Genomic DNA, 20033 nt, shown 5'->3' on the forward strand with positions numbered 1-20033 from the left:
CCAGCCTTTTGCAGTAGTCCAAATTTTCAATCAAGTTTACATTTAAAGTTATTGACAAATAGTTTGTAAGTCCATAAGATAGCTATTTGTAGTATCATTTTTAATTTGTTAAATCAGAATCTATAATGAGGTGTATTATATGGCACAAAAGTCTTTTCCAATGACAGCAGAAGGTAAAGAAAAGCTGGAACAAGAATTAGAAGATTTAAAAACTAAAAAACGACCAGAAGTCATTGAACGAATTAAAATCGCTCGCGGCTTTGGGGATCTATCTGAGAACTCTGAATATGAATCTGCCAAGGATGAACAAAGTGTGGTTGAATCAAGAATTTCGCAAGTTGAAGAGATGATTCGCTTTGCTGACGTTGTGGATGCCAATGATGTTGACGAAGATGAAGTATCCGTTGGCAAGAAGGTAACTTTCCTTGAAGATGGTGATGATGATCCTGAAACTTACCAAATTGTAGGGGCTGCTGAATCCGACCCCATCGCTGGGAAGATTTCTAACGAATCCCCAATCGCCCAAGGGTTACTCGGCCGGCATATGGGAGATAAAGTTCAAATCACTACCCCTGGTGGGAGTATGGATGTTACCATTACCAAAGTTGAATAGTCTATATTAAAAATTAGAGATTGAGACAAAACAGTGTTTTGGACTCAATCTTATTTTTTTGAGATCAGGTTAGGATTTATTACAAAATTTTCAGTCTTTAGCCCCAGGTAATATCCGTCGCAATTGGTTAGGGTAAATGAAGTAGGCTTGCTATAATATAGGCATAAGCTATTTAGAAATTTTTTTAAGGGAGTATTTTTTATGAGTGGTATTTGGACTGCTTTTGCCATTGTCATCAGTTTTGTTTTAGCCATTCTTGGCTGGCAAATTTTTAATAATCCCGGGGCTTTGGTATTGTTGATCATTGGGGTCATTTTGTTATTGCACCATCCTAAGAAAAAAGCCAAATTGCCGCCCTATCAAACGCTGGGTTTTGCCAAGATTACCGGTGCTTTTTTAGTGTTATTGGCCTTGGGGCAAAATATCAGCTTCTGGTTTTTACTATTGGTTTTCTTCTTTTTTGCCATGATTATTTTTGGCAGTTGGCGTAAAACCAAACATAATCTCAGTAGCTATATGCCTTGGAATCAAAAGGGCTATGTGGCACCAACTGGTGAGCGTCAAACTTCAGATGATGATATCACCGTCAAACAGCAACGCTGGTTTGGTGATTTGAATATAGGCAGCCAAATTTATACTTGGGATGATATTAATTTAACGATTATTGCTGGGGATACAATTGTGGACCTGGGCAACACGCTATTGCCACCGGATAGAGAAAATGTTATTGTGCTAAGAAAGAGCTTTGGTCGAACCCGGATCCTGGTGCCCGTTGGCACGAAGGTTCGCATTAATCACTGCGCCCTTTTTGGTAAACTTAAATTAGACGATCAAACCTATGATTTACGCAATGAGTCGATTACGATGACTCTGAATAATGAAGAAGATAATCGGGAGTTGCGTATTATTACCAGTGTTTGGATTGGTGACCTTGAGGTGATTTACGTATGACGCGGTCATCTAGATTTGCAGTATTTCTTGTGACGACTTTTTCAGTATTAATTCTCATGAGTACTATCAGTTTGGCTTATTTTATCCCCACAAATAACTTAAGTGGTCTACTGGTATTTTTAGGGACCACTGTTTTTGAGGTCCCGTTAATTGTTTATTTACTATTACTAGCTATTTTAACCGGCTTTGTTGCCATGCTGGTATCTTTTGCTTCTGAACGGCGGCAATATGGAGAAATCAATCGGAAAGTGCAACGGTTGGTGGCCCAGCAATATCAAGATGGTATTTTCAAACCAGACAATGATGGCGATCGCATCGGCGCCGGACTTGAAGAATTACGCCAGCAACTGGTAAAATTGCAACAAGAAGTTCAAATTTATTCTGAGCAGCCTATTGATGTTTCTGGGCAATCTAAAGAACAGATTTTAGAAGAAGAACGGCATCGCTTAGCTCGGGAGTTACATGACTCGGTGAGCCAACAGTTATTTGCCGCCATGATGATGCTGTCAGCCTTAAATGAAAGCGTTCAAAAGCAGACCAACAACGCGGGTTTTGTGAAGCAGGTGGCCACGATTGAACGGGTCATTAACGAGGCACAATCTGAAATGCGGGCTTTATTGTTGCATCTACGGCCAACGAATTTGGAAGGCAAGAGCTTGCGGGAAGGCATCGAGTCTTTAGTTAAGGAACTTCAAACCAAAATTAAAATTGATATTCACACTGATTTAGACGATGTCCATTTACCGGCTGGTGTGGAAGATAATTTATTTAGAATTGTTCAAGAATTATTTTCAAATACATTACGCCACGCCAAGGCCTCCCGTATCGATGTTTATCTTAAAGAGGTCAATCAAGTTATCTTGCTTAAAGTTATGGATGATGGGGTTGGTTTTGATATGGATAAAGTTGCTGAGGCCGGTAGTTATGGTCTAAGTAATATTAAAGAGCGTAGCAGTGCCATTGGTGGGGCATTTAAGATGATTAGTTTTCCAGGGAAAGGTACCAGTGTTGAAATTCGTATACCGATCATAAAGGAGCAGGGGCAAATTGATTAAAGTGTTGATTGTAGATGACCATGAAATGGTTCGCTTAGGGATATCCACTTATCTGGGGATTCAAGATGATATTGAAGTTGTCGGTGAAGCCGACAATGGGGCAATTGGTGTCAAAAAAGCCTTAGAAACTCATCCTGATGTTATTTTGATGGATGTGGTCATGCCTGAAATGGATGGGATCGAAGCAACAAAAACCATTTTAAAAGACTGGCCGGAAGCTAAGATTATTATTCTCACCAGCTTTATTGATGATGAAAAAGTCTATCCTGCAATTGAAGCAGGGGCGGCTTCTTATATTTTAAAGACTTCGACAGCTGAGGAAATTGCCAAAGCCATTCGGCAAACTTATGCCGGCGAATCTGTTTTAGAACCAGAAGTCACTACTAAAATGATGAATCACATTTCCAATCAAAATAAAACGGAACTTTACGATGATTTAACAAATCGTGAACGGGAAGTTTTGCAATTGATTGCCCAAGGTAAAAGTAACCAAGAAATTGCTGATGCCTTGTTTATTACCTTAAAGACCGTTAAAACGCATGTTTCTAACATTTTATCTAAACTACAAGTGGAAGATCGCACGCAAGCGGCCATTTATGCTTTTAAACATGGGTTGGTTTCTTAGCTAAGTTTTACATATTTCTGGTATAATCAAGATGTTGCTGACGTTGAATAGAAAAGGGGTCCAAATGATGGAAATAACCGTTTCAGATGCTGCGATTAAGTGGTTTAAAGATGAGATGAACCTACAGCCAGGAGAAGGTATCCGTTTTTTCGGTAAAGTATATGGGCGCACCAACGTCCATGAGGGCTTCTCAATTGGCATTGCCAAGGAAATTGCCACCAAGCCCTTGGTCAGAACTGAAATTGATAGTTTAATCTTTTCGATTGATCAAACTGATGACTGGTTTTTTGCCGGCTATGATTTGCAAGTTGATTATGATGCGCAAAAAGATGAACCAATCTATCATTTTGAAGCAACACCAGCCCATTCAGCATCTTAATTGAATCATATTTTGATATAACAAAACGACCAGCCATTGTTCGTGCAAGTTCAAAAATTTAGTTTTCTTGAATTTGCACGGTAACATGCTGGTCGTTTTTTTGAATTTAAATCATATGCTTGCGCCGATAAACTGTTAAGCCAATAATCATGCACCAACTAAAGGCGCTAATGACTAGGCCTAAACGCAAATAAGGGGCCCTGTAAACAATTTGAATATGGTGTGTTCCTGATTTCACCGGGATACCAATGAGGGTTTGTAATAACTGTATTTTGGGCGTTGGTCTACCGTCAACGAAGACATGCCACCCTTTGGTATTGGGAATAGATGTCATCACCACTTGATGGTTGTTGGTGGCCTTGATGTTGCCACTGATACTTAAAGGTGTAATTTTTTGTTGTGTCAAGCCTTGATCTTGTAAGGTATTGGCCCAAACCTTAAATAGCGAAGCGTTGAATTTAAAGATAGAAATATTGTCAAGCCATAAACTATTCTTCTGGGGAACTAACTCTATTTTGATGGGCTGGCGTTTTTGTTGATCGGCCACTCCAAAGACTAAGGTGTTTTGATAACCATCATCTAGTCCGATGGCTTTACCGTTAATGGTCAAAGATACAAACTTACTGTTTAATGTTGAGCCCCAGGTCATATAGTAAGGATCGTCTGTGGCTGGTGTGAAAGTTAGGGTGACTTTAGCCGGCTGTTTTTGATTGATTTTGGTATAATCTAAACCAGCAGCATGTTTTTTCAGGCGCATATTATCTAAGGTCACTTGATAGTTGGTCGCCGTATATAACGGTGTGGTAAGTTGGGGCACTGTTTCATGGAAAATTGCTTCTTGCTGTGCCAAAGGAAAATCAGTGTAGGATTTTGTCGCGCGCACTTTTGCATCCGCTAAAAATGCTAAAGGTAAGGCAAAAGGATTTTTGTAGATTTGTTGTTCCGGTAATAAGCGCGCGGTATCATACTCCTTTAGATCAGGTCGAGAAGATACGACAGGTAAGCTAGTTTTTAAATTTGGGGTGGCAGTATTGGCATCGATGGGGTCACTACGATCTTGTAAGAAGTAACCCACACTCAATAGGGCATCCGTGATTAAAGTGCCGTTGTTATAGGTCACAAAGCCATCCCCCTTGGGTTGGCCCAATTTACCAAAGAAATCAGTAACTTTAGGCTCCATCATGGAGTTGAATTGAGAAGCCCCGTAGTAGTCGGCTTCCATGGGGTCGTTTTTGGTGCGTTCATAGGTTTTACCAATTCGATAAAAAGGCGTATTCTTGGCCAATTCTTTGACGTTGTCACTGCCTTTAACCAGTGCTTGCGTATAAGTCGTGAAATCTGAGTTATTGAGATAGCTGATGGGGTTTAAACTCATGAACAAATTTAAGCCCATTTCAACGGTTACAATGATAATGAACAAATTATTGACGCCGTGATACCGGGTTTGTCTCAGCGTTAATAAGACCAGTGTCAAGAGCATAAAACCGGCGGTGATGGCAATTTGTGGCTTACTAATAAAATCAAAGCGATTGACCACATTCAAAGCAAGCAGTACTAAGCCTAAGGTTAGGGCCAAAGTCAAGCCAATTTGCGTTATGCCCATGGGTACATTGTAGCGGAAACTGTAGGCCGCCAAAAGCAACAGCCAAAAACTAATCACAAAAGAAAAACGGTAGGGATACCAAATCGGAAATTGCAGGCCATGCCACAAGAGATCCAAAGGCTCATAACACAAGGAGAAAATCAGCAATAAACTAATCGTACCGGCAGCAATTTTGGCTTTTAAGGGAATGCGTTTGATGGTGAAAAATAAGATGAACCCAAATAAGGCTAGGGAACCGGTAAAAATATTAGCATAACCCGTGGACATTTGGTCAAAATTAAAGCTGCCAATGATCAGTTTCAAAAGTTGATGCCAAGGTGTATATTCAAAGCGCCATTGAATTTTGGAAATGGTATGTTGGCCCTTACTTTCACTCAGGGCACTTAATGTTGGCAGCAACAACCAGGCTGCAGTGCCGGCAGCCAATAAACCGCCACTAACAAAGCGCCAAATTGCTGGTAGCAGTTGCTTGGGCTTGGTGATTTTTAAACTACATTGGAAGATGAAATATAAAATGGCAAATAGCACAATCATGAAACCAATATAATAGTTCAACAAGATTGTGATGCCCAAGGCAATGGGCCAAAAAAGTGGGTAGTGGCCCTTAAAAATCCCATTGATACTTAATGCCACGATGGGTAGCATGATCACACTGTCTAGCCACATCAAATTAAAGTGATTAACCACTAAGTAACTCATTAAGGCGTAATTGATCCCAAAGGTAGGGATCAATAGGCCTTTGAGCAAGTTGGTGCGCTTAAAGAAGATAGCACTTGTTAAACCAGCGGTGCCGAATTTTAAGACCGTTATGAGATAGACAGCTACCGGAAATAGCCGCTGGGGTGTTATCAGAAAAATTAAATTAAAGGGACTCATTAAATAATAGGCACTAACGCCCAACATATCGCCACCGATAGCTTTGCTAAAGGAATAGATCAAAGTCTCAGGGTGGTGTAATAAACTTGCTTTAAAATATGCAAAGAAATCGATATATTGTTGGCCCAAGTCAACAGTTAGCAAAGATGACTTACCAAAGGGGTAAGCACCGCGATAAGCAAAATAAATTAAAATAAGTATCGCTGGCACAAAAAAACTGAGATAATAAGCGTAGTGCTTTTTGAAGTGCTGTAAAATCATAGTTAACCTCAATCTAAAATTCAGAATATGGTCACTTTCAAAAGTCGGTAACCATTAAGTTGTCATATCTTTGTGTTTTTGCCTCTTATCAAAGCAACTATTTTATATTACAATAAATACCAGCCTGTTTTCAATTTTCGGGTTAATAATTTTTTCAATGACAGAAAATTTAGGAGTTTAAAAAAAGTGAAATATCTTAAACAGCAAATCAAATCTTCAGGCCGTGTCGGAAACTCAAAAATTCCGATCCGCTTGAATATTTTATTTTTTATAGTTTTTCTTTTATTTGCCGCTTTGGTGGCCCAGTTAGCCTATCTACAGGTTATTCATGGCGCTTCTTTTCAAGCAGAAGTCAATCGAACTGATCGTACAGTTATTCAAGGCAACGTTCCCCGGGGGATGATTTATGACGCGAAGGGACGTGTGTTAGTTGGCAATAAAGCCAATAGTGCCATTACTTATACCAAATCAATCAACTTGAATACGAACAATATGTTAACCGTTGCCAAACGACTCAGTAACTACATTACTGTAGATACTAGTAAATTAACGGATCGCGATTTAGCAGATTTTTATTTGTCAGATGCAACCAATCTCAAAACAACCACTGCCAGCTTAAGTAAAGCCCAGACTCATACGGCGTCAGGCGATAAATTGTCAGATGAAGCTATCTACAAATTAGCGGTACAAAAGGCAATGGCCGCTAATCATAGTTTTTCAGATAAGCAAAAACAACAAGCTGCTATTTTTAAATCCATTAGCGGCGCCTATCAGTTATCAACGGTATTTGTGAAAAACTCTGGGGTGACTTCAAAAGAAGTCGCTGAAGTTAGTGAACATTTAGAAGACCTGCCGGGGGTGAATATCGGCACTGATTGGGAACGCAACTTCCCAAGTGGGGATTCCATGTCCAGCATCATCGGGAATGTTTCCAGCGAAAAACAAGGGTTACCTGAAGATCAAGTTAATTCCTTGTTAGCAGCTGGTTATTCACGCAATGATCGGGTGGGGACTAGTTATTTAGAGCAAGAATATGAAGATGTGCTCAGAGGGACGAAATCACAAACCGAAGTGACGGTGGGGTCTAATAACCGGGTCTTGAAGTCGGATGCTGTTTATGGTGGATCCAAGGGTGATAGTTTGAATCTAACAGTGGATTCAGACTATCAAGCCAAAGTTGAAGCTGCCTTAAAAGCAGAATTTGCGCAAGCCAAAGCCAATGGTATGGCTGCTTATTCTGATGGGGCCTACGCCGTTGCGATGAATCCAAAAACTGGCGCGATTTTAGCCTTGGCAGGTGTTCGTAATAACCCTAAAACGGGTAAGACCACTGACGATGCTTTAGGGACCATTAACCGGACCTTTGTGATGGGGTCTTCGGTGAAGGGGGCTACTGTTCTAGGGGCAATGATGGACGGCGTTATTTCACCAACTAACAATACCCAATCCGATGATGCCATTTATTTGCCAAGCACACCGGTTAAGAAGTCTGTTTATCCAGTGGGGACCTTTGGGAGCATGAATGCTATTACTGCCCTTGAAGTTTCCTCAAATATTTATATGATGCGCTTGGCCTTAAAAGAAGGCCATGCCCAATATGTGCCTAATTCATATATCAAGATGGATGATGATATTTTTAGCACCATGCGGGGCTACTTTAATCAATTTGGGCTCGGCGTTAAGACGGGCATTGATATCCCTGGGGAGACATCCGGTTATGAAGGCAGTAATTTTAATGAATCCGGGCAATTGAAAGTGGGTTCAGCACTGGATTTGGCTTACGGGAACTACGATGCTTATACTTTGATCCAAATGGCGCAGTATGTATCGACTATCGCGAATGGTGGCTATCGGATGAAGCCTTACTTGGTTCAATCTATTCAAGCCACCAATAATGATGGTTCCATGGGCAATGTGGTATCTAATACACAACCAACGGTGTTAAACAAAGTTGGTTTCACCCCATCTGAATTATCTGTGGTTAAACAAGGGTTCTATAATGTGGTCCATGGGTCACAAGCCTGGGGGACAGCTCATGATTTGAAGAGTGTGACCCCATCTATGGCTGGGAAGACCGGGACCGCCCAATCATTTTATTCCGATGGCAAAAACTTAACTGAAACGCTAACCTCGAGTTTTGTGGGTTACACCCCATCTACTGATCCAGATTTTGCCATTGCCATTGTCTTTCCAAACTTGAGTACGGCAGCTAGTAACGCCCATTATAACCTTGATATGGCTAAAGAAATGGTCACAGATTATTACGGCACGACTACAGCCGCAACGGACACAAATAACAAATAATCCTTAAGACTAGCGAATTTCAATAGGTTTTCACGATTAAACATGGTAGAATAGTTTTGACTTTTCTTTGAGGGGGCGCGCTATGGACAAAGTAACTTTTCGGAAACAACAGATTGATCGACTGGTCAAATTTTCAAAAGATGATCAAAAAAGTCAGGAAGAAGCACAATTAACCAAAGCATTTTATCAACTAGAAAACTTTCAAAATGCCGAGACAATTGGCTTAACGATTAGTCAAGACATTGAATTCAATACAGCACCTTTAATTAAGGCGGTTCAAAATTTGGGCAAAAAAGTTTATGTACCCAGAACCTTATCTAATTATCAAATGACTTTTTTACCATATCCAGCAGATGTTGCAGATTTAGAGAAGAGTTCTTTTGGGATTTACGAACCTAAATTAATCGCATCTCAGCGCTTAGATCCACCTGATTTGGTAGTGGTCCCAGGGATTGCCTTTTCCAAAGATGGCCATTACCGCATTGGTTTTGGTGCTGGTTATTACGATCGTTATCTTAACCGGTATCAACCCCATACAACGGCTTTTGTATTATCACCGATGTTATATGATGAACCACAATGGCCAGTTTCCATGTTAGATGTACCTGTAGAAGATATTCTAACTGTCTAGAATGGAGCGATGGTATGGATTTTAAACGAACTTGGCAACGCTTGGATAGTACCGCATTTGTAACGTGGCTGCTTTTAGGAGCAGCTATTATTATGTTCTTTGTAGAAGTTCTCAGCGGCGGCAGTCAAAACATCGCTGTCCTAGAGCACTATGGTGCTGGGGTAAATGGCTTAATTGCCCAAGGCCAGTGGTGGCGCTTAATCACGCCCATGTTTTTACACATTGGGGTGATGCACATCGCCGTCAATGGGGTGATGATTTATTATGTCGGGACCCAATTAGAGCGGGTATTTGGGCACCTGCGCTATTTTGTCATTTATATGGCCAGCGGGATCATTGGGAACTTATGTAGCTTTGCTTTTGGTAGTGATAACAGTATTTCAGCTGGGGCTAGTACCGCGTTATTCGGGCTTTTCGGGGCATTTATCATGTTGGGCTTATCTTTTCAACATAATCCGTTTATTCAGACAATGGCTAAACAATTTGGCGTGTTAGTCGTCATTAATTTAGTATTTGATATGTTTGCCACCAATATTGATATTTGGGGACACATTGGGGGTTTTGTTGGCGGGGTATTAGTCGCGTTTGCCTTAAGTGTCCCAAGAAGATTTGGCCAAACATCCCGATTGGCTCAGGCATTAGCAGTCATTGTCGTGCTCTTAGTATCTGTAGGTTTGTATCGGGCTGGTTTGAATGGATGAAAAATTTAGAAATTTATATGATGTGCAACAGCTATTGAAACGGTTTGGTATCTTTGTACACTTAGGCAATCGCCTTTGGGATATTGAATTGATGCATGAAGAATTGCGTAAGATTCATGATGCGCGTTTGATTGATGACCAGGTATTTCGTTCGGCTGCCCTGGTTTTAAAGCGAGAACATCGCTTAGAAGCTGAACATCCAGAAAATAACATGTTTCATGATTGAAGGGAGTTAAACACCATGGCTAACATGGCTGACAAAAAATTAATCGGGGTCGATCTCGGTGGGACAACAATTAAATTTGCAATTTTAACATTGGACGGTGATATCCAACAACGGTGGAGCATCGATACGAATATTTTAGACGATGGGACTCATATTGTACCAAGTATTATTGATGCCATTAATCACCGCTTGAAATTATATGATATGACTGCAGATCAATTTATTGGGATCGGCATGGGCTCACCGGGTTCAGTGGATCTAGAAGCCGGAACGGTCATTGGTGCCTTTAACCTCAATTGGAAAACATTGCAATATGTTAAAAGAGACATCGAAACTGGCACCGGGATGAAATTTGTAATTGACAATGATGCCAACGTTGCAGCTTTAGGTGAACGCTGGAAGGGCGCAGGTGAAAACGAAGCTGATGTAACCTTCATTACCCTAGGGACTGGGGTTGGCGGCGGTTTAATTGCCAATGGTCAGCTATTGCATGGTGTGGCCGGTTCTGGTGGTGAGATTGGCCACGTGACGGTTGAAACGCACAATGGTTACCTGTGTACTTGTGGCAAGCATGGCTGTTTAGAAACCGTGGCCTCTGCCACCGGTATCGTCCGGGTTGCCCGGGACATGGCCGAAGAATATTCTGGCAATTCTGTCTTGAAGAAGACTTTAGATGATGGTGAAGAAATTTCGTCTAAAATTGTCTTTGATATGGCGAAAAGCAATGACCCGCTGGCTTTAATGGTCGTGGATAAAGTGACCAACTATTTAGGCTTGGCTTTGGCGAATGCTGCCAACTTATTAAATCCGTCTTTTGTAGTTATTGGCGGTGGGGTTTCTGCTGCAGGTGATTTCTTATTAACTCGGGTTGATAAGGCTTTTAAAGCCAATACCTTCCCCAATGTCCGGGAGACGACGGCTGTTCGGTTGGCAACTTTAGGCAACGAAGCCGGCGTTATTGGTGCGGCTTGGTTAGCTAGAAATGCATTTGTGAAGTAGTCAAGATTAAATAGTTAGGGGCGAATATTTTGGTTGTTGGTGCGATTTCAGGTCTTTGGTTTTTAAACATCTTTTTCCTAGTGATTATTCTGGGATTTGTGGGCAATTGGCTATATTATTGGTTACGAGCTAAACAATTAAAGGCCGGCCTTAAAGAAGAAGTATTTGAAAAGACTATGCGTAAGGCACAGTTGATCGATTTAAGAGAAAAAAAAGAATTTGATGCCGGGCATATTTTAGGTGCCCGTAGCCTGCCATTTACCACCTTGAAGCAACGGATGGGTGAACTGCGCAAGGATTTACCAGTCTATGTTTATGATGATGGTAAGAACGTGAGCGTTCGGGCCACATTGAAATTACGTAAGGCCGGTTTTCAAGAAGTGAACTGGCTTGAAGATGGTTATCGTAACTGGAAAGGTAAGACAAAGAAGAAATAATAAGTTGTTGCGCCTAGACTGTATCCAGGTAGTTAACGCAAAAAAAGGCTGGCACAAAATTTTATATTTTGTGCCAGCCTTTAATTTTAAAATACTGATTATGCTTGATGTGCCGCATGTTGCTTGCGATTAGCCTTACGGCGATTTTCTTCTACCTTGTTGTTAAAGTCTTCTTCAGGTTCGATCACCGTCTTTTTAAATGCTAAAACGGCACCACCCAGTGCACCCACTGTGGCGAGGGCACCAACAACAAAACCAGATACAAACTTATTTGCCATATGAATTACCTCCTATTTCAGTATACCTTTATTATTACTTATTGTATCAGAGATTACCACTAAATAACATGATTGGAGCATAAGATGAAGTCAAAAGTGTTGATGATTGTGGGGCCAACCGCCATTGGCAAGACCGACCTTAGTATACATTTAGCCAAAAAATTTCACGGGGAAATCATTTCAGGTGATTCGATGCAAATTTATCGTCATTTGGATGTGGGCACTGCCAAGGTAACCCCTGATGAAATGGCAGGGGTCAAACATTACCTACTAGATATTGCTGATGTTGACCAACGCTATACCGTCCATGATTTTCAGACCCAAGCCCAACAAATAATTACCCAGTTAACACAGGCAAAAGTTTTACCCATCATTGCCGGCGGGACAGGTTTTTATTTAAATGCCCTCCGACACAATTTAAATTTAGGGGATGCAGCTAACCACCAACTCAACGAACAAACAAGGGCTAAATGGACGCAGTTTTATGACACAGTAGGCCCTCAAGTTGCTTGGCAGCGCTTGTTGCGACAAGATCCTGTGAGTGCTAAAAATATACCAGCTGCTAATAAGCGGCGGATCGTGCGGGCATTAGAAGTGGTCAATGAAACTTCGCAGTTGTTTTCCCAACAAAATCAAACTGAGTCCCAATTGGATACCTTGATAATTGGGTTGAATACAAAGCGGCAATTGCTTTATGAACGAATCAATGCCCGTGTCGATCAGATGATGGCCCAGGGCCTCTTAAACGAAGCACATTGGCTTTATAAACGCCGACAAACTAGTGTCCAAGCCAGCAACGGCATCGGGTATAAGGAGTTGTTTGCTTATTTTGAGGGTTCAATGAGCTTAGACGCGGCAGTAGCTTTGATCAAAAGAAATTCCAGACACTATGCCAAACGCCAACTAACTTATTTCCGCAATCAAATGCCCACCCACTGGTTTGATCCTTTTGCAGATCCACATTGGCTTTCAGAAATAGAAGCGACTGTGGCCCAATGGCAAAATTAATGTAATAAAAGCTAACATTTTGCATTGACAGACAAACCTCTGTTGTGTATGATAGGTTTTGTAACAGAGAGGAGGTTAATTATGAAAGAAAAAGAATTACGACGGACACTTGCGGTTCTTCCGATTGGAACAGCCATGAAGCTGACTGATTTAAGCGCACGTCAGATTCGTTACTATGAAGATCAAGAATTGATTCGACCAAAGCGCAACGAAGGTAATCAACGCATGTTTTCGCTAAATGATATTGATCGACTGTTGGAGATTAAAGATTATCTAGCAGATGGCATGAACATTGCTGGTATCAAGTATGCCTTTGAAGAACAAAAACGTAAGTCCAAGCTCGTAACCACGACTCAGAGTGACAACCACGAATTGACCGATGATGATGTTCGGCGCATTTTGCGGGAAGAATTACTTCAAACTGGTGGCTTGGAGGGTCCAGACCATCAGATTCCTGGTTTCTTTCATAAAAAACCACTCTAGGTAAGTTAATAGGCATTGGAAAAGGAGAGTTTGATATTAATGGCTAATAAATCAATCACAGCTGATGACATCCGCGAAGTTGTTGTCAAAGAAAACGTGCAATTCCTACGGTTAATGTTTACGGATATTAACGGCATCATCAAAAACGTTGAAGTTCCAGTGGACCAACTTGAAAAGGTATTGAACAACAAAATCATGTTTGATGGTTCTTCCATCGATGGCTTTGTTCGTATCGAAGAAAGTGATATGCTTTTATACCCTGATTTGTCCACATTCTTAGTTTTCCCTTGGGGTTCTGATCATGGGAAAGTTGCCCGTTTAATTTGTGATATTCACAATCCTGATGGGTCACCATTTGCCGGGGATCCACGGAATAACTTGCGTCGGGTTGTCAAAGAAATGCAAGATCAAGGGTTCTCAGCTTTTAATATCGGCCCTGAGCCAGAATTCTTCTTATTCCAATTAGATGCAACCGGCAAACCAACCCTCAACTTGAATGATAAGGGTGGCTATTTTGATTTTGCACCAGTTGATTTAGGTGAAAACACTCGCCGCGATATCGTCCTTGAATTGGAAAAAATGGGCTTTGAAGTAGAAGCTTCTCACCATGAAGTTGCCCCTGGCCAACATGAAATTGACTTCAAATATGCTGATGCCCTGGAAGCAGCAGATAATATTCAAACGTTTAAATTAGTTGTTAAAACTATTGCCAGAAAACATGGGTTGCATGCTACCTTTATGCCAAAACCATTGGAAGGTATCAATGGTTCTGGGATGCATATCAACATGTCCTTGTTCAGCGATCCGAAAACAAATGCCTTCTTTGATGAAAAAGCTGAAGGCCAGTTATCAGAGACGGCTTACCACTTCTTAGGCGGTTTAATGGATCACGCCCGGGCATTGACAGCTGTTAATAACCCAACCGTGAATTCTTACAAACGTTTAGTGCCAGGGTTTGAAGCCCCAGTTTATGTTGCTTGGTCTGGCCGCAACCGCTCACCATTAATTCGGGTCCCTCAATCAAGAGGTTTATCCACACGACTTGAAATGCGTTCCGTTGATCCAAGTGCGAACCCTTACTTAGCAATTGCTGCGATTTTAAATGCTGGTTTAGATGGTCTAGCTCAAGGTAAAACCCCATATCCAGCCGTTGATCGGAACATTTACCGCATGAATGAAGCTGAACGTCAGGATAACCACATTACCGATTTGCCTTCTACATTACATAACGCCATCAAAGCACTTGAAAAAGATGATGTCGTTAAAAGTGCTTTAGGTGATCACTTATACCGTAGTTTCTTAGATTCTAAGGATCTTGAATGGGGCGCTTATCGCCAAACTGTTTCCGAATGGGAAAGAGATCAATACTTGGAATTATATTAAAATGAGTAAAAAAAGGTTGAGGCCAGCAATTTGGTCTCAACCTTTTTTTACATTTAATGGCAGTATTGGTGGTTTGACTTATCCCAAGCAGGTGGTCTACACTAGATAAACTGAAAAAATTGAAGGGAATGGTGAGATGACCCAAGATGATTTGTTTACCGATGGTGAAATCAGTGTATACGGCGCCAGACAAAACAATTTAAAGGATATCAATTTACGGCTGCCTAAAAAAAGAACGACAGTGTTTGTGGGATTGTCCGGGGCCGGTAAGTCTTCGTTGGTATTTGATACCATCGCCGCACAATCCCGACGTGAATTAAATGAAACTTTTCCCAGTTTCACCCAACAGTATTTACCTAAATATGGCCAACCTAATGTGAAGGCAATTGAACATTTGCCGGTAGCTATTGTTATTGAACAAAAGAAGATTGGGCAAAATGCCCGTTCCACCGTGGCTACTTATACGGGTATTTATTCGCTATTACGCTTATTGTTTTCACGGATTGGTCAACCATTTATTGGTTATTCCGACACATTTTCCTTCAATATGCCCCAAGGTATGTGTCAAACTTGCCAAGGTTTAGGTTATGTGGATGATATTGACGAAGCCGCCTTAGTTGATAAGCATAAGTCACTAAATCAAGGTGCCATTACTTTTGTGAGCTTTGGTGTGAACACTTGGCGCTGGAAAAGGTATGCTAACAGTGGTTTGTTTGATAATGATAAACCTTTGGCAGATTACACGCCTCAAGAATGGGAATTATTGATGCATGCGCCACAACAACAACTTAAAAATGCCCCGGTTAATTGGCATCCCACGGCCTTATATGAAGGGATTGTTCCCCGAATCAAGCGGTCGATCCTGCACAAGGCTGAGGCTAAACATCATCAAACTGAAATTGCCAAAGTGGTGACTCATAAGTCTTGTCCAGCTTGTCAAGGGACTCGGGTAAATGACCTCGTACGTTCTAATCATATTGATGGTAAAAACATCGCAGATGTTTGCAGTATGAACCTAGAGCAGGCCGTAGCTTTTTTAAACCAGATTCAAGTGCCTTTAGCTACTTCAATTATTCGTGAACTAAAGACCATGTTAAAGGCCTTGATCAATATTGGCTTAGGGTATTTATCTTTAGCACGGGGGACCAGTAGCCTTTCTGGGGGTGAGTCGCAGCGGATTAAAATTGCGAAATACTTGAATAGTTCCCTATCTGATTTAGTTTATATTTTAGACGAACCCAGTGTGGGCTTGCATCCCCATGATATTCGTTTAGTGAAACAAGCGTTACGTCAACTGCAAGACCAAGGCAATACGATTTTAATTGTGGAACATAATCCTTTAATGATGACTGACGCAGATTATGCTGTAGAAATTGGTCCTGTGGCTGGTAGTGGCGGCGGACAAATCACGTTTACAGGTTCTTTTAAAGCTTTAGTGCATTCCCATACATTAACGGGAGATTATTTAAGACAGCCATATATTTTAAAAACACCGAGAAAACCCAGTCAAGGGTGGTTGATTCGTCAACATATTCAAAACAACAATCTAAAAGATGTTAATGTCCGCTTACCCCTAGGCGTCATGATAGTCCTTACGGGTGTTGCTGGCTCAGGTAAGAGTTCTTTAGCCAAAGGGTTAATGGCCAGTATGGACGTACCGATCATTAATTTAAAGCAGCGGGCTGCCAGTGCTAATTTGCGTTCCACACCATTAACTTATTTAGGTATCTTTGACAAAATTCGACAACGTTTTGCCAAGGCTAATCAAGTTTCTAGTAGTTTATTCAGCTATAATGGCAAGGGGGCTTGTCCTGTTTGTAAAGGTAAAGGCGTCACCATTACCAATATGGCTTTTATGGATCCAGTGGTCCAAACGTGCGAAGCTTGTCATGGGCGGCGTTATAGTCCAGAAGCACTCCGATATCAATATCTAGGGCAGACTATTGCCGATGTTTTGGAAATGAGTGTGCAAAGGGCCAGTCAGACTTTTGCCAAGGATTCAGTAATTGGTCCGAGAATCCATGATTTACAACGCGTGGGTTTAGGCTATCTCAAATTAAATCAATCGCTAACCACGTTGTCTGGGGGAGAATTACAACGATTATCGCTGGCAACCCAGTTAAACGGTCAGGGCAATATGATTTTTCTAGATGAGCCCACGGCAGGGTTACATATGCAAGATATCAAGCAGCTTCTCAAACTTTTCAATACATTAGTTGATCAGGGCAACACCTTAGTTTTAATCGAGCACAACTTGACGGTGATGACTCAAGCAGATTGGTTGATTGATGTTGGACCAGATGCTGGTAGCTTTGGCGGCCAGATTTTATATGCCGGCCCACCAGCTGGCATTTTACAACAAGCAAACTCCTATACGGCGGCGGCTTTAAAACACGCCTTATCTAAATAAAATCCAGCAATTGCCTGACACATTTGGCAATTGCTGGATTTTTTGTTAAACGAATTTAAATTAACGCCGATAAGGAATTTCTAAGCGACAGTCTGCTAAATCGATTTGATAATGAATTACTTCAGAGGAACGTAATGTCATCCCCATGTCGGTGCTGTATAAAATCAGCCCAATTTGATGATTTTTTAATAGATGATAGTGGGTTGGTTGCAGTTCAAAATGGACGGTATAAAAATGATCAGGGGTGACAGTTTGGTTGAAACGCAACGAGGCCCGGTTTTGCAAATTAATATGTCCCTTTGTGATCAACTTGTAAGCTGATGTTTTTGGGGTCAGCTGAAATTCCTTCAGATCTTCAGATTGCCAGTTATAGCCAAGTTTTAAGCCAGTCCGTTCAATAATACTAGGGTTAGCTAACAAGCGCTTAGCTTGGCCATAATCCACGAGCATAGCGCTTAGCAAACCGTGATCTGTACTGCTGGCAATTTGGACAGTTAAAATCGGATTGCCATCAATATAAAGCTCATGATCTAATGGCTGGGACTTATATTGCAAGCGGTTAGTGGCATAGGTCGAATGATCTGCCATGATAGCCCGGGTCCAGGCGTGTTCATCACGATCGCCTTTTAGGAAAGTTGCAGCACCATCATCCACGTAAGTTTGAATGGAGCTATTTTTAGGCTGCGTTGTTAGTTCGTTGCCCACTAAATAATATTGGCGCTTAGGATCGCTGTCAGCACACCAGTCTTGGTAATGGTGCCAGGTTTCAGGCTGGGCATTATCTTGAATGAGGACTTTGGGTAAAATGGTGTCACTGTGATTGGGAAAGCCCAACAACTTGTCGGTCAGCCATAGATTGACCATGTCGTTAAAGTCAATGGAGCGAATGTTGTTCATATAAACGTGTTGGCCTTGGTGCAAGAACATTTTGGCGGGGATATCAGCTTCTCGCAAGGTTCGCCAAAGTTTTTCCGGATTGCGAAGTTTGACGTTCCAGTCGTTTAAGCCATGGACTAATAAAACAGCACACTTGATATTTTTAACGTTAGTGCGATAGTTGCGAATTGCCCAAAAATCATTATAATTGCCGCTGTTGCGATCCTGACCCTTGGTTAAGGCTAAGAGGGTTTTATCAAAGACTGGTTTAATCCGTTGATAATCAGCGGCGTCTTTTAGACGGCTAAAGGTATCAATTGCTAATACATCGCAATCTTCGCCTTGGCAATCCTCTGGGGCCACCACCAAACCATGGTCGCGATAATAATCATACCAACTGGAAATGGCTGATTCTGAAATGATGGCTTTTAAACCAGGAACCCCCGTTGTGGCCGCCGCGGTGGCCATGGTGCCCAAATAGGATTTGCCAGTCATGGCTACATTGCCATTACACCACCAGGCCTTGATGGCGATGTGATCAGTTTTGTTAGTGAAAGCAAGACGGTCGCCATGTAACCATTCAATAATGGCGGTGGTGGATAAGGTTTCGGCCGGGGAGCCGCTAGTCCGGATACCATCAGAATGCCGCGTACCAATCCCACCGGCATAAACCGTGGCTAAACCCCGGGCTAAGAAATAATCATTCAGTGAATAAATATTATCTTCAGTCGAAGTTATCTCCGCAGTTTCCGTTTCACTTTTAACCGCCGGTGTTTTTAGCGTCACAGGTTGATCAATCTGGAGGACCGGCGGCAGGGCACTGGTGATAGTGGGTTCGGTGGCTGGCTTGACCGCTAAATTAATATTAACGTCATGTAAAGCGGCCGTCATATCATTGGTGCCCTTGAAATAAGGATTGGCGGTATAAAGGGCGGGGACTTTTAAGTTATAAGCCGTGGCTTTCGGGCGGAAAATGGTAGTTTCTAAAAGATCATATTGACCATCTTCATCCGTATCTAAATCACTTTGAACATAAACGATCTCGCGAATCGTTGTATTGGCATCAAAAGTGGCCTGTAAGCGTCCGTTGAATAAAACGAATTGTGGTGTTCTAGATTTGAAAAATTGATTGAAAAAGCCCCGATTCGCCAGTACATCCAAATAATTTTGGCCATTTTTCGTTCGTAAACAGAGCAAGTAATAAAAGGCAGTGACCAATTGGGCTTTAGTTGTTAAGAGTTCTGGTGTCTTTAAGAGGGGCAAGCCTAAATTGCTTAAAAACTCACCGCCTTGGGCTAATTTAAAATCGACATCGATTTCAAATCCCAGTAATTGTAGAGCTAGGTTGTAAAAATCTGTTGTAAGTAATGTGAAGTGTTCAGTCTCATATAAAGCTTTTAAGGTCGTGTGTTCATTGACCAATAGCCGGTCCATGGTCTCCAATAAGGCGCTGGTGCTATGTTGCTCAGGAAATAGCTTGTTGATAAAGACAGCAAATACTTTGTTGATTTTCATGGTATCAAAGCGGCCGGGCAAGAAATCAATGGCTTTAAGATCGCTTAATTGCTGGTCAAAAGGCACGGGATGATAGGAATATTGGTATAATTTCAATTGGTGCACCTCTTTAGATAAATTTTGATTGACAACGCTAGAAGAAATTGTGTAAAATGGAATACGTTGTTGACACAGTGGCTCAGCTGGATAGAGCAACGGTCTTCTAAACCGTAGGTCGTGAGTTCAAGTCTCACCTGTGTCATTTTGAGTATAGCATATGAACAAGTAAAAAACATCTAAGCCCTGGTAGTAAAGGGTTTAGATGCTTTTTTGTTCCCCTAGAAAACGTAAGAAAAAGGGTGTTTTTAGAAGCTTTGCGACCAAATTGCGACCAGATTACAAAAAGTACTCTGAGAGTTCAATAACGAATAAAATAAGGA

Annotated in this window: 18 protein-coding genes and 1 tRNA gene; 16 read left to right on the top strand and 3 right to left on the bottom strand. The window is 41.5% G+C overall.

The annotated features are described in order from the left end of the window. The first annotated feature begins 139 nt into the window (after positions 1–139). From greA to FC83_RS03370, 5 genes are all read left to right on the top strand, one after another. The gene (gene greA / locus FC83_RS03350; protein WP_035452399.1) at positions 140–613 is read left to right on the top strand and encodes a transcription elongation factor GreA; all 474 of its coding nucleotides are present in this window, start codon (positions 140–142) and stop codon (positions 611–613) included. 201 nt (positions 614–814) lie between these two features. Then, the gene (gene liaF, locus FC83_RS03355) at positions 815–1564 is read left to right on the top strand and encodes a cell wall-active antibiotics response protein LiaF (RefSeq protein ID WP_035452401.1); all 750 of its coding nucleotides are present in this window, start codon (positions 815–817) and stop codon (positions 1562–1564) included. Further along, the gene (locus FC83_RS03360) at positions 1561–2619 is read left to right on the top strand and encodes a sensor histidine kinase (RefSeq protein ID WP_035452403.1); all 1059 of its coding nucleotides are present in this window, start codon (positions 1561–1563) and stop codon (positions 2617–2619) included. Before liaF ends, FC83_RS03360 begins: the two co-directional genes overlap by 4 nt. Then, a complete protein-coding gene (locus FC83_RS03365) occupies positions 2612–3244 on the top strand; it encodes a response regulator transcription factor (RefSeq protein ID WP_035452405.1) in 633 nt (210 codons plus the stop codon). The genes FC83_RS03360 and FC83_RS03365 overlap by 8 nt, the downstream gene beginning before the upstream one ends. A gap of 67 nt (positions 3245–3311) precedes the next feature. Further along, positions 3312–3623 (top strand): HesB/YadR/YfhF family protein, encoded by a 312-nt coding sequence (locus FC83_RS03370; RefSeq protein WP_057002393.1) that lies wholly within the window; start codon positions 3312–3314, stop codon positions 3621–3623. A gap of 106 nt (positions 3624–3729) precedes the next feature. Here FC83_RS03370 and FC83_RS03375 read toward each other — a convergent pair whose 3' ends face one another. Further along, the gene (locus tag FC83_RS03375) at positions 3730–6363 is read right to left on the bottom strand and encodes a YfhO family protein (RefSeq protein WP_057002394.1); all 2634 of its coding nucleotides are present in this window, start codon (positions 6361–6363) and stop codon (positions 3730–3732) included. Positions 6364–6549: 186 nt separating this feature from the next. On the opposite strand from FC83_RS03375, the gene FC83_RS03380 reads away from it, so the two are divergent. The 6 genes from FC83_RS03380 to FC83_RS03405 all read left to right on the top strand — a co-directional run bounded on the left by FC83_RS03380 (position 6550) and on the right by FC83_RS03405 (position 11661). Further along, a complete protein-coding gene (locus FC83_RS03380) occupies positions 6550–8667 on the top strand; it encodes a peptidoglycan D,D-transpeptidase FtsI family protein (RefSeq protein ID WP_057002395.1) in 2118 nt (705 codons plus the stop codon). Between the two features lie 82 nt (positions 8668–8749). Beyond that, a complete protein-coding gene (locus FC83_RS03385; RefSeq protein ID WP_035452408.1) occupies positions 8750–9298 on the top strand; it encodes a 5-formyltetrahydrofolate cyclo-ligase in 549 nt (182 codons plus the stop codon). Between the two features lie 14 nt (positions 9299–9312). Further along, positions 9313–9999 carry a rhomboid family intramembrane serine protease gene (locus FC83_RS03390; RefSeq protein WP_035452410.1) on the top strand — a complete coding sequence of 229 codons (687 nt, stop codon included), beginning with the start codon at positions 9313–9315 and terminating at the stop codon, positions 9997–9999. Next, complete coding sequence (locus FC83_RS03395) at positions 9992–10225, top strand: YqgQ family protein (RefSeq protein ID WP_035452411.1); 234 nt, start codon at positions 9992–9994, stop codon at positions 10223–10225. The genes FC83_RS03390 and FC83_RS03395 overlap by 8 nt, the downstream gene beginning before the upstream one ends. Positions 10226–10249: 24 nt before the next feature. After that, a complete protein-coding gene (locus tag FC83_RS03400) occupies positions 10250–11224 on the top strand; it encodes an ROK family glucokinase (protein WP_035452474.1) in 975 nt (324 codons plus the stop codon). Between the two features lie 29 nt (positions 11225–11253). Then, positions 11254–11661 carry a rhodanese-like domain-containing protein gene (locus tag FC83_RS03405; protein ID WP_200868848.1) on the top strand — a complete coding sequence of 136 codons (408 nt, stop codon included), beginning with the start codon at positions 11254–11256 and terminating at the stop codon, positions 11659–11661. A gap of 98 nt (positions 11662–11759) precedes the next feature. On the opposite strand, the gene FC83_RS03410 is transcribed toward FC83_RS03405, so the two are convergent. Continuing rightward, positions 11760–11939, bottom strand: a complete 180-nt coding sequence (locus FC83_RS03410; RefSeq protein ID WP_035452413.1) for a DUF3042 family protein — start codon at positions 11937–11939, stop codon at positions 11760–11762. A gap of 84 nt (positions 11940–12023) precedes the next feature. On the opposite strand from FC83_RS03410, the gene miaA reads away from it, so the two are divergent. The 4 genes from miaA (at position 12024) to FC83_RS03430 (ending at position 17223) form a co-directional block, all read left to right on the top strand. Then, positions 12024–12947, top strand: coding sequence for a tRNA (adenosine(37)-N6)-dimethylallyltransferase MiaA (gene miaA / locus FC83_RS03415; protein WP_057002396.1), 924 nt, complete (start codon positions 12024–12026; stop codon positions 12945–12947). A gap of 81 nt (positions 12948–13028) precedes the next feature. Then, on the top strand, positions 13029–13430 hold the full coding sequence (locus FC83_RS03420; RefSeq protein ID WP_035452414.1) for a MerR family transcriptional regulator: 402 nt from the start codon (positions 13029–13031) through the stop codon (positions 13428–13430). Between the two features lie 39 nt (positions 13431–13469). Beyond that, a complete protein-coding gene (glnA, locus tag FC83_RS03425) occupies positions 13470–14813 on the top strand; it encodes a type I glutamate--ammonia ligase (protein WP_035452415.1) in 1344 nt (447 codons plus the stop codon). 136 nt (positions 14814–14949) lie between these two features. Further along, a complete protein-coding gene (locus FC83_RS03430) occupies positions 14950–17223 on the top strand; it encodes an ATP-binding cassette domain-containing protein (protein ID WP_057002397.1) in 2274 nt (757 codons plus the stop codon). Between the two features lie 60 nt (positions 17224–17283). Here FC83_RS03430 and FC83_RS03435 read toward each other — a convergent pair whose 3' ends face one another. Then, positions 17284–19719: a Xaa-Pro dipeptidyl-peptidase gene (locus FC83_RS03435; protein WP_236700805.1), complete on the bottom strand. Its 2436-nt coding sequence runs from the start codon at positions 19717–19719 to the stop codon at positions 17284–17286. A gap of 62 nt (positions 19720–19781) precedes the next feature. Here FC83_RS03435 and FC83_RS03440 point away from each other — a divergent pair. Beyond that, positions 19782–19855, top strand: a tRNA-Arg gene (locus FC83_RS03440). Positions 19856–20033: the final 178 nt, after the last annotated feature.

The sequence above is a fragment of the Agrilactobacillus composti DSM 18527 = JCM 14202 genome (assembly GCF_001436375.1).
GTDB classification, from domain to species: Bacteria; Bacillota; Bacilli; order Lactobacillales; family Lactobacillaceae; genus Agrilactobacillus; species Agrilactobacillus composti.

What these genes read in the sequence shown, in the direction of transcription:
- FC83_RS03370 (WP_057002393.1), top strand. Translation starts at nt 3,312, where the DNA reads ATGGAAATAACCGTTTCAGATGCTGCGATTAAGTGGTTTAAAGATGAG.
- miaA (WP_057002396.1), top strand. Translation starts at nt 12,024, where the DNA reads ATGAAGTCAAAAGTGTTGATGATTGTGGGGCCAACCGCCATTGGCAAG.
- FC83_RS03430 (WP_057002397.1), top strand. Translation starts at nt 14,950, where the DNA reads ATGACCCAAGATGATTTGTTTACCGATGGTGAAATCAGTGTATACGGC.
- glnA (WP_035452415.1), top strand. Translation starts at nt 13,470, where the DNA reads ATGGCTAATAAATCAATCACAGCTGATGACATCCGCGAAGTTGTTGTC.
- FC83_RS03395 (WP_035452411.1), top strand. Translation starts at nt 9,992, where the DNA reads ATGGATGAAAAATTTAGAAATTTATATGATGTGCAACAGCTATTGAAA.
- FC83_RS03385 (WP_035452408.1), top strand. Translation starts at nt 8,750, where the DNA reads ATGGACAAAGTAACTTTTCGGAAACAACAGATTGATCGACTGGTCAAA.
- FC83_RS03400 (WP_035452474.1), top strand. Translation starts at nt 10,250, where the DNA reads ATGGCTGACAAAAAATTAATCGGGGTCGATCTCGGTGGGACAACAATT.
- FC83_RS03410 (WP_035452413.1), bottom strand. Translation starts at nt 11,939, where the DNA reads ATGGCAAATAAGTTTGTATCTGGTTTTGTTGTTGGTGCCCTCGCCACA.
- greA (WP_035452399.1), top strand. Translation starts at nt 140, where the DNA reads ATGGCACAAAAGTCTTTTCCAATGACAGCAGAAGGTAAAGAAAAGCTG.
- FC83_RS03420 (WP_035452414.1), top strand. Translation starts at nt 13,029, where the DNA reads ATGAAAGAAAAAGAATTACGACGGACACTTGCGGTTCTTCCGATTGGA.
- FC83_RS03360 (WP_035452403.1), top strand. Translation starts at nt 1,561, where the DNA reads ATGACGCGGTCATCTAGATTTGCAGTATTTCTTGTGACGACTTTTTCA.
- FC83_RS03375 (WP_057002394.1), bottom strand. Translation starts at nt 6,363, where the DNA reads ATGATTTTACAGCACTTCAAAAAGCACTACGCTTATTATCTCAGTTTT.
- FC83_RS03390 (WP_035452410.1), top strand. Translation starts at nt 9,313, where the DNA reads ATGGATTTTAAACGAACTTGGCAACGCTTGGATAGTACCGCATTTGTA.
- liaF (WP_035452401.1), top strand. Translation starts at nt 815, where the DNA reads ATGAGTGGTATTTGGACTGCTTTTGCCATTGTCATCAGTTTTGTTTTA.